Consider the following 11,703-nt stretch of genomic DNA (forward strand, 5'->3'; position numbering starts at 1 on the left):
GGTTAAAATAAGTGAGGTGCAATATGAGCAATTCTTATAATATTAATCAAAAAATAGAGGAAGCGAAAGATTTAGTTATCAACTCAATTGGTGAAACCATGGATTTATATGGTACAAATCGTAGTGTTGGTAATCTTTACGGTACGATGGTTTTTGAAGGTAGTATGACGCTTGATGAAATGCGTGAACATTTGCAAATGAGCAAACCTAGTATGAGTGCGGGTGTAAAAAAATTGCAAGAATACGATATCGTTAAGCAACAATTTACCCGTGGCAGTCGCAAACAACATTTTATAGCCGAGAAAGATTTTTTTAATTTTTTTCGAAACTTTTTCACACAAAAATGGGAACGTGAAGTCGATACAAATTTAGAAGCGACGAAAAAAGCAGAAAACATTCTTCAAAACATAATACAAACTAATCATTTAAGTGAAGAAGAAAAAGAAAAAATAGATCGTATACAATCCCAATTGAACCACACAAAATTATATTATAAATGGTTAGAAAATTTAAGCTCTGCGATTGAATCTGGAGATATTTTCGAACATTATCCTATACCAAAAGAAGAAGATTTATAACTTAATTTATTATCAATATGATTCAAAAATCCTCAGAAATTAGATTTATTATCTAATTTCTGAGGATTTTTAAATGTATTATCATTTTTACATTATAAATTATCGTCTTCAGGGTCTGATTTAACTTGAACAATACGAAGTGAACGTCGTTCTACTTCTTTTAGTTTATCTGCTCTTGTTTCCAGTTTAATCCGATCTTTATTAAGTGTGATAATAAAGGATATCATCATAAACGTAAATATAAATAGAAGTGGTACACTTGCTAATAATGAAGCAGTCTTTAACACTTCAAGAGCTCGTTCTCCACCAACTAACATAAGGGAGAAAGGTAATAGACATAAAGCGAAAGCCCAGAATAAACGATTCGCTTTTAATGGTTCCCCTATTACCTTCTTCTGAGAAGCAGCTGCTAAAATATAAGAACCTGAATCAAAAGTCGTTGCTAAGAATAAAAATGCAGATATTAAGAACAACACTATAATTAAAGAACCCATTGGCAATTGGTGCATAACTTCTATAATTGTTGCTTCAGTACTATGTTTATTTAAAAAATCAACCACATTAAACTGTCCACTAATTTGTAAATAAACGGCATAGTTACCAAAAATACCAAAGAATAAGACACATCCCAATGTACCATAAGCAATTGTTCCTAATATGACTTCTTTGAGACGACGACCTTTTGAAATTCGAGCAATAAATAAACCAATAAATGGTGCGTATACAAGCCACCATGACCAATAAAATATCGTCCAATCTTGAGGGAAATTTGTTTCTTTACGATTTCTAATTCCACCAAATGGCTCCATCCATGTTGCCATATGGAAGAAATCTCGCATCATATTCCCAAAGCCAGTTAACGTTGTTTCCATAATAAAGATGGTTGGACCTACAATAAATACAAATGCAAGTAGTAAGAATGATAACCATACGTTAATATCACTTAATTTTTGTATTCCTTTTTTTAAACCCGTATAAGAACTAATGGCAAAAATGACTGTGATTGTGAAAAGTATAATTGAGCGAATAACCATATTGTCTCCATCTATACCTGTTAATCGTTCAATTCCAGAAGAAATTAATGGCACACCTAATGCTAAAGAGGTTGCCGCTCCTCCTAATAGTCCAAATATAAATAAGATATCTACTAATTTACCTAAAAATTTATCAGTTTGTCCTTTCAGTACTGGACGACAAGCTTGACTAATTTTATATACTGGTTGTTTCTTTACAAATACTAAATAGCCAATAGGCAAAGCTGGTAATACATAAATTGCCCATGCAATAGGTCCCCAATGAAACATGCCATATTGCGTTGCATATGTAAGCGCCTCATCAGTCATTCCTTTAGCTCCATTTGGAGGTACTTGATAATAGAAGGCCCATTCGATAACGCCCCAATAAAGAATATCTGAACCAATGCCTGCACAAAATAGCATTGCAGCCCAACTAAAATTATTAAATTCAGGTTTATCACTTGCTTTTCCTAAAGTCACATTACCATATCGGCCGAAAGCAATATAGAGTACAAAGGATAAAACAGCTAAACCTATAAATAAGTAAACAGATCCTATCGAGTTAGAAATAGCACTATTTATATCAGTAATAACTTTCTCACTTGCACTTGGAAAGACCATCATAGATATAACTGCTGCAAGCAAGACAATCACAGTACCTATAAAGGTGGGCCAATCCATTATTTTTTCTTTTTTCAACTAAGATCCTCCTTTGAATATTATATGTACGACTTATATTTTATTTACGTGAATGATTCACATGATGACAATATCTAAAATTAAATAAAAATGCAAATTACATTCATAAAATTATTTTAGAAAACTGAATATTTATATATTTTATTCCATTGAAACTATCGAAAAAAATTAAATATATCAATAGTGTTAAATTAAAAATAAACGTTTTGAACAAACAATAAATTATAAAAATTGAATTTTTATTCATTTTTAATGAATATATATTTTTTTGAAATTCTCTGTTTTAAAATAAAAATAAGAGAAGAATACAATTCTTCTCTTCAATATTCAAAAAGGCACAAAAGGTCTTCTCAATCTATTAAATTTTCATGAAACTTTACATTGTTTATATGACTAATACTCTATTATAAACTAATATCCTAATATTATTTTTATTATAAAACCAACAATAACTGAAATACCTATTGCAAAGAATCCTGGAATAATAAAGCTTGTAGGTCGTGTACGTCCTGTTTCATCTAAATTAACTGCGAATAATAACGTTGGTTGCGCAGGTATAACAAAGTTAACATTTAATGTTTGTACCATTGCTACAAAATACATGGGTGGAATTCCCATACTCATGACGATGGGTACCATAATCGATGCTGTTGCTGTTTGTGAAATAACAATCATCGCTACTACAGCTACAAGAATGATCACAAGCCAGGGCATGTGTTGAATCGTTTTACCTACATCATTTTGTATGATATGTAAATTATGAGGTGCGTTAAATACTGTCGCACCTAACCAACCAGGTCCGAGTACTGCAAATAATGCACCAATAGCAGATTGTGTAATATTAGAAGAGAGAATATCACTCGTATTCACTTTTAACATTAACAAATTAATTGCTGCACTTAAATACATAAAGAATTGTACAATTTCTGTCATTGATACAGTGACCTCTTTTCCATTGACATTAAACGAAGGCATGAATTGAGGAAAAATACCAAACGTAAGAATACCAAACACACAAAAAATAAATGCTAAAACACCTATCTTTACTCTAGTAGAAAAAGCATGATTTACATCAACGTCAGGTGTATGAGCAATTTCACTTTTAGTAATTGTATTTTTACGTCCTACAAACGTACAAAATATACTTAACATAAACATAGTGATTAATGATGTAGGTAAGACAATACTCAAATATTGACCCATTGAAATGTCATGACCTGCAAGTACTGAAATAATATAGGCTGTTGCGGATGCAGCTGGACTACAAAGTAAAGCCAAATTAGCAGTTAATACTGAAGCAATGAGTGGTCGCTTAGGTTGGATTTTAGCTTTTACTGCGGTTTGAGCAATAATAGGTTCTAGTGATAAAGCAATGTTTGCAGTCCCTACTCCAAATACGAAGACAAATACAATCATCGGTGCAATAAAAATAATTGATTTTGGAAACCGTTCAATGATTTTCGAAGCAAGATAGACAAGATAATCAATTCCGCCTGTAGCTTGTAACGTTCCTCCAGCTATACCAATTGCCAGAATAATTAGGACTGCTGTAACAGGGGCAGAACCAGGAGGAAGTTGAAAACCAAATATCATAATCAGTTGGGCCACAATAGCAAAAATACCACAGCCTAAAGCACCTGCTGTGCGCAATCCTAGCATAATGGCTACAATCATTATGATAATTTCTACTATAAACAGTAGCATTATAATAACTCCTAACTTTAAATAATTCATGTGAATTTTTTAACATATCTATTTTATCACTTTTATTTGTTAAAAGTATATAATTGCATAAAGTTAATTAATATAAATATTTTGATAAGAAAAAACCTTTAAAAATCAAACAGATTCTTAAAGGTTTATGAATATTTATTGTTTTTTATCATCTTCGTTGAGTGATGCACGACCTTCTTCATCATATGCTACGTCATCATCGGTATGGCCTTTTGCCATTTTAAGATTTTTCTCAATACGTGCTTCTTCTTCTTTTTCAGAACGACTTCTATAAAAGCGTTCCTCAAAAAGCGAACCCCAAATGAGACCAAATATGACGCCAATCGTAATTACCACAATTGCGATCACTAGGATCCATTGAAGTACTCCTAACGCCATTGTGAATCACCACCTTTATATTTGAACACTATAAGAACTAGTAGTTATATATTCCCTTTATAAAGCGATTTAAATCATATTAAATATAATTTTTAAAAATAAAAAAGAGCAAGGTAGAATTCGTTTTGAATTCATATACTTGCTCTTTTAAACATCTTAGTCATTATTTTAAACCAATTTTTTAATAGTTCATTTCCTTAAATTATGAAATGTAATTGTATGAACTTGCTTGACTTGCTGAAATTGTACGTGTAGATACTACACCTACGCCTTGATAGTTCATTTCAGATACTGTAACAGAACCATCACTATTTACACTTTCAACATATGCAACGTGACCATAACCACCTTGAGTCGTTTGCATTACAGCACCTGCTTTAGGTGTATTGTTTACAGTATAACCAGATTGCGCTGCTGCGTTAGCCCAGTTATTTGCATTTCCCCAAGTATTACCAATTGTGCCACCAACTTTGTCATATACATAATATGTACATTGACCCCAAGTATAGTAATTCGCACCTGAATTTGTTTTACCTAAGAATGCTTGAGTTGAAGCAGTTGATTGTGTTCTTGGTGCACTTTGAGTTGTAACTTTTACATTACTATCTGATGTTGACGCAGTGTTAGCGCCTAATCCACCTGTCGTATTATTAGTTGTATAAGATTGATTGTTGTTTGTTGTATATGAATAATTGCTATTGTAATTATAGTTATTATTATTGTAATTATTATAGTTAGATTGACTATTATTTGAATCATTAGTGTGATTTAAACGATCAGGACTCCAATTACCTTGCCATGTGTAATGATAGTTACCTTGTTGATCAATTGTATAAGAGTAGCTATATGAAGTTGGGTCATTAGGGTTATATCCATTATTTTCCGCTGCATGTGCGTCATGATGCGCAAATCCAACTGTAGCGATTCCGGCTGTGGCGATAGTTACTGTAGCGATTTTTTTCATAATTAAATATCCTCCTAGAATTTTAAAACATTCTTCTTTTATTTATCACGTGGCTACTTTCAAATGACATCTCAATATTAAATTACTTCGAATTATTTTTTCTCGTTAATTAACGACAAGACATACTTTATCAGATAAACAAGCGTTTGTGGGCGTTGTTAATACCTTGTAATTGAATCATAATAATACGACGGTTTTTGTAATTAAATCTCTCTTTTGTTACATCATCAAAACACTTTAATATCAATCTTTTTATCAATTTAATCAACAGTGTCATTACAAATGATGTAATATATCTGATTATTTTAAATATGTTTTATTTCATAACATAGGGGAATATTATTTATTATTTTCAAGAATGTATAGCAAAAAACGAGTGAGATAACATTCATTTTGAATTCGTTATCTCACTCGTTTGGTTATTCATTAAATATATTGGTGTTCTTTTAAGTAATTAAGAATATGTTCAACTGATTCATCTATACTTTGTGTTTCAGTATTAATAGTTATTTCAGGATGTTTTGGCGCTTCATAAGGTGCACTAATTCCTGTAAATTCTTTAATTTCACCTGAACGTGCTTTTTCATATAAACCTTTAGGGTCTCGTTTCTCACATTCTTCTACACTACACTCCGTATATACTTCAATGAATTCTCCGTCTTCTAGAATGTCACGTACTTCATCACGATCTTCTCTATATGGAGAAATAAATGCAGTAATTGCAATTGTTCCTGCATCTACAAGCAATTTACTTACTTCACCGATACGACGAATATTTTCTTTACGGTCTTCTGGACTAAAACCTAAGTTTTTATTTAAACCGTGACGGACATTATCGCCATCTAATCGATATGAATGTTTGCCTTCTTCAAATAAAGCCTTTTCAAGTGCCACAGAGATTGTTGACTTACCAGAACCAGATAAACCTGTAAACCAAATGACAGCACTTTTATGATCATTTTGACGTTGTCTATCTTCTTTAGTTACTTCTGAATCATGCCATGTAATATTTGTTGATTGACTCATTTTATATACTCCCCCAAATTACTTTTGTCTTAATCCTTTAATTAATACTTCTGCAACTTCAGGTCTTGAGAATTCTTTTGGTAATGATTCGCCATTACGTAATTTTTCTCTTACTTTCGTACCACTTAAATGTACATGGTCTGATGCATCATGTGGACACGTTTTAGCTGTAGCCATATTGCCACATTTTTCGCAGTAAAATGCATGTTCAAATTTTAAAATATGAATATCTAATTCATCTTCAAATTGAGAGATAAGCTCTTGTGCTTCATAAGTACCATAATAATCACCAACACCTGCGTGATCACGTCCAACAATAAAATGTGTACAACCATAATTTTTACGAACTGTAGCATGTAAAATTGCTTCACGTGGACCTGCATAACGCATCGCTGCAGGATAGATAACTAAACGTGCTCTATCTTTAGGAAAGTAATTTTTCAAGATAGCTTGATAACTTTCCATACGTACATCTGCAGGGATATCATCCGCTTTAGTTTCGCCAACTAAAGGATTTAATAATAAGCCATCTACAATTTCTAATGCAGATTTTTGAATATATTCATGTGCACGGTGGACAGGATTACGTGTTTGGAATCCGACTACTGTTTTCCACCCTAAGTCTTTGAATAATTGACGTGTTTCAGCAGGATCTAAATGATAATCTGAAAATTCATCATGTTTAGGACGATTTACTAATTGAATAGGACCTGCTAAATAAACATTTCCTTTTTCATATACTTTTTTGACACCTGGATGGGCTTCTTCAGTCGTACCGTAGACATTTTGAGCTTCTTTTTCTTTATCATACGTATATTTTTCTTCAAGTTTTAAAGTACCATAAAGTATGCCATCTTCACCATATAAAGCAATATCATCACCAATATTAAGTTCATTCGCTTGTGTCTCAGTGACAGGTAAAGTGATAGGAATACTCCATACTAGTCCATTTTCAAGATGTGTATCTTCAACAACTTTTTTATAATCCGCTTCCCCCATAAATCCAGTAAGTGGACTAAAGCCACCAATAGCTATTAATTCTAAATCTGAAATTGACCAAGGATTTAAAGTTAATGATTTAAAAGCGTTCGCTTTTTCAATTAATGCTTCTCTTTCTTTTCCTTCTACAACTCGATTAATTAACTCTCCACCATGTGGCTTAATTGTATAATTGATAATATCTTCATTTGTTGGCATCGTTGATAACTCCTTTTCTAATTATTTTGATTAGTTTACTCGGCTTTATTTATAAGAAAAAGACAATTTTTTGTTACGAATAATAGTAATAATAACTAATACAATAATCGCACAAATAATTGCGAATCGAATAACATTTGTCACTGTAGTGTCTTGGATGAAATACGTCATTAAAGCATTACTATTTGTAAAAATAATAAGACCACCTACACAAATTGCTAAAATATTAATGGGTAATATTTTAGTTAAATAGGCTGAAATTGGTGCGGCAATCATACCGCCTATACTTAATGCAATGACAAACCACCAATTAATTTGGGTAAATCCTAAAAAGATAATAAAACTTAATGATGTTGAAAGTGTTACAAAAAACTCACTTGCAGACACTGTACCAATGGCATAGCGTGGTTGAATTTTACGACTTGCAAGTAACAACGGTGTATTGACTGGTCCCCAGCCTCCACCACCAATGGCATCTAGAAAACCAGCAACGGCTCCTTGTGGAACAAGTTTCGCACTACTAAGTGTGCCTACGTGTGTATGAATGGCTTTGTGACGTTTAAATAAGAACTGATACAAAATATAAAAACCCATTGAAAGTAAGAATAGTGCTATATAAGGTTTAATATAGTCACCATGTATTTGAGTTAATAATGCTGCACCGATAAATCCACTGATTGATCCTGGTATTGCGAGTTTCAACATGGTTGGCTTATGTACATTTTCAAATTTCCAATGTGATGTACCAGATGCAGCAGTCGTTGCTATTTCTGAAAAGTGTACCGTTGCTGAAACAATCGCAGGTGCTATGCCGTATGTTAATAATATGGATGATGAGGAAGCACCGAATCCCATTCCGAGTGATCCATCAACAAGTTGTGCTAAAAATCCAGCTAATGCAAATATAAACAATTTTCTCATATATCACATATCCCTTCATACCTAAACTTGCAAATGAAGCCATCGTGTGAATTCTCGTTGCTTAACCTCATCTAAATACTCATCAGATAAAATGTGTTGTAATAACTCCTGTTTCCTAGATGGCTCGATTGATAATCGTTTAATTAGTTGTCTACTTTCATATAAAAAATCAATATACATTTCATATGATTCATCGTACATATCGCTTATTCTTGAAATAATTTTTTTATTCAATTTAGGACTTGCTCCATTGGTTGACACGCTAATAGAAAGTTTTCCACGTTTTAAAATACTTGGAATCGTAACATTTCCAACTTGGGCTTTCGAAGCATGATTACACAATGCATGATGAGGAACACTTTCTAACACCTTTGTATTGACGTCGTTATTATTTGTGGCAATCACTACAAGGTCGGCATGTTCAACATCTTGTGGCTCAAATTCTTTTTGACTCCAAGTGATATTTTCGTTATCTAATAATTCTTTTAAAGTTGTTGAAATATTAGGACTAACAATATGAACATCAGCACAATATTCGATTAAAGTTGAAGCTCGTTTCGTTGCAACTTTCCCACCACCTACTATGACAATCGATTTCTGGTTTAAATCAATCATGAGCGGCATATGGTTCATATTGTCGTCCTCCTATATTAGATATTTTTCAAATTATGGTAATGTCATTTCAACATCTGATACTTGTTCTTTGAACCAGCTAATTTTTTGGCGCATATTTACAACATCACCAATCACAATCATTGCAGGATTTTTGATTTCAGATGCACGTTGTACAATGCTACCTAATGTTCCAGTGACTGTTTTTTGAGAAACTGTTGTCCCTAAATGTACTAGCGCTACAGGTGTATCTACTGACTTACCATGACGCACTAATAGTTCACAAATTTCAGGCAAACGTTTTACCCCCATATAAATACACAATGTTTCAGGACCATGCGCTAAATGTTCCCAATATGCTTCTTTCGTCATACCTGGTTTATTCACAGCTGTAACAAACGCAACTGAGGAACTATAATCTCTATGAGTAACAGGAATTCCTGCATAAGCAGGAGCTGCAATTCCTGATGTAATACCAGGAACAACTTCAAATGGAATTTGATTATCCGCTAATATCTCTGCTTCTTCACCACCACGTCCAAAAACGAAAGGATCGCCACCCTTTAATCGTGTAATGGTATGACCTTTTTTCGCTAAATTCACTAACATACGATTTGTTTCCTCTTGTGGCAATGAATGCTTATTTGGATCTTTACCACAATAGAAGAACTTTGTGTTGGGTTTTGCAAAATCTAAAATCTCTTTATTTACTAAGCGATCATATAAAATCACATCTGACGCTTGAATCGCTTTCATACCTTTTACAGTTATTAAATCAGGATCACCAGGTCCTGCACCTACAAGATAAACCTTTCCCATCTTATCACCCCGTTCGCCTTCTATTTCTTTAAAAATCAGCTGTGAAAATCTCTACCATCATGAACTTTAGCTACTACACCCGAACGAATAACGAAGTCGCCAAAATGTTCACCTTCGAGACGTGATTTTCCATAATCCATTAAAATTGGTCTTAAGCTTTCAAGGATTTCCTTTTCATCGATGTTTTCTTTGTATAGTTTATTTAAGCGATCACCGTTAAAGCTTCCGCCTAAATACATATTATATTTGCCAGGCGCTTTACCAATAAATGCAATCTCAGCTAATGCAGGTCTTGCACAACCATTAGGACAACCTGTCATACGTATAGTAATCTCTTCTTCACTAACACCAGCTTCATCTAATAAATCTTCAATTTTAGATAATAGCGTTGGTAAATAACGTTCTGATTCAGCCATTGCTAAACCACAAGTTGGAAATGCTACACAAGCCATTGAATTACGTCTTAAACCACTATAATTTTTACCATCAGTTAAACCGTATTTATCAATAAGAGATTGAATATCTGCTTTTTTCTCTTCAGTTACGTTAGCAATAATTAAATTTTGATTTGGAGATAATCTAAAATCACCAGTATGTGTTTCTGCAATTTCTCTTAACGCCGTTTTTAACTTATAGTCTTCTGTATCTTTTACACGTCCATTTTGAATGAATAATGTATAATTCCATACACCTTTTTCACCTTCAATCCAACCTAAACGATCGCCATTATGTTCAAATTTAAATTCACGAGCTTCACTGATTTCCCAGCCTAGACGTGTATTTAATTCTTTAACAATATTATCTACACCAAAACGATCTACTGTGTATTTAAAACGTGCATTTTTACGATTTGAACGATTACCAAGATCACGTTGAATTGTAAGTAATGCTTCACATACATCTATGACTTTATTTTTAGGAATAAATCCAGCAATGCGTCCTACTTGAGGGTATGTATCTGGATTACCATGCGTCATACCCATGCCGCCACCAATAGCCACATTAAATCCAACGAGTTCATCATTTTCTACAATTGCAATTAAACCAATATCTTGTGAAAATACATCAATATCGTTTGATGGTGGTACGGCAATACCAATTTTAAATTTACGTGGTAAATATTTTTCCCCGTACATTGGTTCTACTTCTTCTTTAGAATCAAGCACTTTCTCTCCATCTAACCAAATTTCATGATAGGCATTCGTTTTAGGTAATAAATGATCACTGATAGCTGTAGCATAATCAAGTATTTCTTTATTAATATTTGATTGATATGGATTTGGGTTACACATTGTATTACGATTAACATCCCCACATGCTGCAATCGTATCTAACACTGATTCATTAATTTTTTTCATAGATGATTTTAAATTTCGTTTTAAAATACCATGAAATTGGAATGTTTGACGTGTTGTTAATTTCAATGTATGATTCGCATAATTATTAGAAATATCATCCATTGCAATCCATTGTTCAGGTGTTGCTTTACCTCCAGGTAGTCGCACACGAATCATGAAAGCATATGCAGGTTCTAATTTTTGTTTACGACGTTCATCACGTACATCTCGGTCATCTTGTTGATAGCTCCCATGAAACTTAAGTAATTTGGTATCATCATCAGAAATAGCACCAGTTAAAGGATCTGCTAAACCTTCTTCAATCGTACCGCGTAAATAATTACTTTCAGTTTTTAAATGTTCTAACGCATCAAGGTTTTCATTTAACTCATCAGCAATTTGTTTAATCGTTTTAGCCATTC

Annotated in this window: 11 protein-coding genes; 1 reads left to right on the top strand and 10 read right to left on the bottom strand. The window is 32.9% G+C overall.

Translation table 11 applies throughout. From position 1 onward, the window contains the following. The first annotated feature begins 23 nt into the window (after positions 1-23). Positions 24-578: a choline uptake/conversion transcriptional regulator CudC gene (locus HMPREF2578_RS09815; protein ID WP_070508435.1), complete on the top strand. Its 555-nt coding sequence runs from the start codon at positions 24-26 to the stop codon at positions 576-578. Between the two features lie 92 nt (positions 579-670). Here the strand turns inward: HMPREF2578_RS09815 and HMPREF2578_RS09820 are convergent, their stop codons facing one another. From HMPREF2578_RS09820 to cysI, 10 genes are all read right to left on the bottom strand, one after another. Next, positions 671-2,293, bottom strand: coding sequence for a BCCT family transporter (locus HMPREF2578_RS09820; protein ID WP_070508436.1), 1,623 nt, complete (start codon positions 2,291-2,293; stop codon positions 671-673). 411 nt (positions 2,294-2,704) lie between these two features. Next, positions 2,705-3,997, bottom strand: coding sequence for an anaerobic C4-dicarboxylate transporter family protein (locus tag HMPREF2578_RS09825; RefSeq protein ID WP_070508437.1), 1,293 nt, complete (start codon positions 3,995-3,997; stop codon positions 2,705-2,707). A gap of 165 nt (positions 3,998-4,162) precedes the next feature. Then, a complete protein-coding gene (locus HMPREF2578_RS09830) occupies positions 4,163-4,405 on the bottom strand; it encodes a hypothetical protein (RefSeq protein WP_019835181.1) in 243 nt (80 codons plus the stop codon). Between the two features lie 202 nt (positions 4,406-4,607). Next, positions 4,608-5,369, bottom strand: a complete 762-nt coding sequence (locus tag HMPREF2578_RS09835; RefSeq protein WP_070508438.1) for a CHAP domain-containing protein — start codon at positions 5,367-5,369, stop codon at positions 4,608-4,610. A 426-nt stretch (positions 5,370-5,795) separates the two neighbouring features. Beyond that, positions 5,796-6,395 carry an adenylyl-sulfate kinase gene (gene cysC / locus HMPREF2578_RS09840; protein WP_048680071.1) on the bottom strand — a complete coding sequence of 200 codons (600 nt, stop codon included), beginning with the start codon at positions 6,393-6,395 and terminating at the stop codon, positions 5,796-5,798. An 18-nt stretch (positions 6,396-6,413) separates the two neighbouring features. Continuing rightward, positions 6,414-7,592: a sulfate adenylyltransferase gene (gene sat / locus HMPREF2578_RS09845; RefSeq protein ID WP_049379419.1), complete on the bottom strand. Its 1,179-nt coding sequence runs from the start codon at positions 7,590-7,592 to the stop codon at positions 6,414-6,416. A 45-nt stretch (positions 7,593-7,637) separates the two neighbouring features. Beyond that, positions 7,638-8,513 (bottom strand): sulfite exporter TauE/SafE family protein, encoded by an 876-nt coding sequence (locus HMPREF2578_RS09850; protein ID WP_048761805.1) that lies wholly within the window; start codon positions 8,511-8,513, stop codon positions 7,638-7,640. A gap of 21 nt (positions 8,514-8,534) precedes the next feature. Next, positions 8,535-9,146, bottom strand: a complete 612-nt coding sequence (locus HMPREF2578_RS09855) for an NAD(P)-binding protein (protein ID WP_054105909.1) — start codon at positions 9,144-9,146, stop codon at positions 8,535-8,537. A 33-nt stretch (positions 9,147-9,179) separates the two neighbouring features. Then, positions 9,180-9,944: a uroporphyrinogen-III C-methyltransferase gene (gene cobA / locus HMPREF2578_RS09860; RefSeq protein WP_048761808.1), complete on the bottom strand. Its 765-nt coding sequence runs from the start codon at positions 9,942-9,944 to the stop codon at positions 9,180-9,182. A gap of 35 nt (positions 9,945-9,979) precedes the next feature. Next, positions 9,980-11,701, bottom strand: a complete 1,722-nt coding sequence (cysI, locus tag HMPREF2578_RS09865) for an assimilatory sulfite reductase (NADPH) hemoprotein subunit (protein ID WP_070508439.1) — start codon at positions 11,699-11,701, stop codon at positions 9,980-9,982. Positions 11,702-11,703 lie beyond the last annotated feature (2 nt).

The sequence above is a fragment of the Staphylococcus sp. HMSC072H03 genome, assembly GCF_001809305.1.
In the GTDB taxonomy this organism is placed as follows: Bacteria; Bacillota; Bacilli; order Staphylococcales; family Staphylococcaceae; genus Staphylococcus; species Staphylococcus hominis.

What these genes read in the sequence shown, in the direction of transcription:
- HMPREF2578_RS09815 (WP_070508435.1), top strand. Translation starts at nt 24, where the DNA reads ATGAGCAATTCTTATAATATTAATCAAAAAATAGAGGAAGCGAAAGAT.
- HMPREF2578_RS09825 (WP_070508437.1), bottom strand. Translation starts at nt 3,997, where the DNA reads ATGCTACTGTTTATAGTAGAAATTATCATAATGATTGTAGCCATTATG.
- HMPREF2578_RS09830 (WP_019835181.1), bottom strand. Translation starts at nt 4,405, where the DNA reads ATGGCGTTAGGAGTACTTCAATGGATCCTAGTGATCGCAATTGTGGTA.
- HMPREF2578_RS09835 (WP_070508438.1), bottom strand. Translation starts at nt 5,369, where the DNA reads ATGAAAAAAATCGCTACAGTAACTATCGCCACAGCCGGAATCGCTACA.
- cysC (WP_048680071.1), bottom strand. Translation starts at nt 6,395, where the DNA reads ATGAGTCAATCAACAAATATTACATGGCATGATTCAGAAGTAACTAAA.
- sat (WP_049379419.1), bottom strand. Translation starts at nt 7,592, where the DNA reads ATGCCAACAAATGAAGATATTATCAATTATACAATTAAGCCACATGGT.
- HMPREF2578_RS09850 (WP_048761805.1), bottom strand. Translation starts at nt 8,513, where the DNA reads ATGAGAAAATTGTTTATATTTGCATTAGCTGGATTTTTAGCACAACTT.
- HMPREF2578_RS09855 (WP_054105909.1), bottom strand. Translation starts at nt 9,146, where the DNA reads ATGAACCATATGCCGCTCATGATTGATTTAAACCAGAAATCGATTGTC.
- cobA (WP_048761808.1), bottom strand. Translation starts at nt 9,944, where the DNA reads ATGGGAAAGGTTTATCTTGTAGGTGCAGGACCTGGTGATCCTGATTTA.
- cysI (WP_070508439.1), bottom strand. Translation starts at nt 11,701, where the DNA reads ATGGCTAAAACGATTAAACAAATTGCTGATGAGTTAAATGAAAACCTT.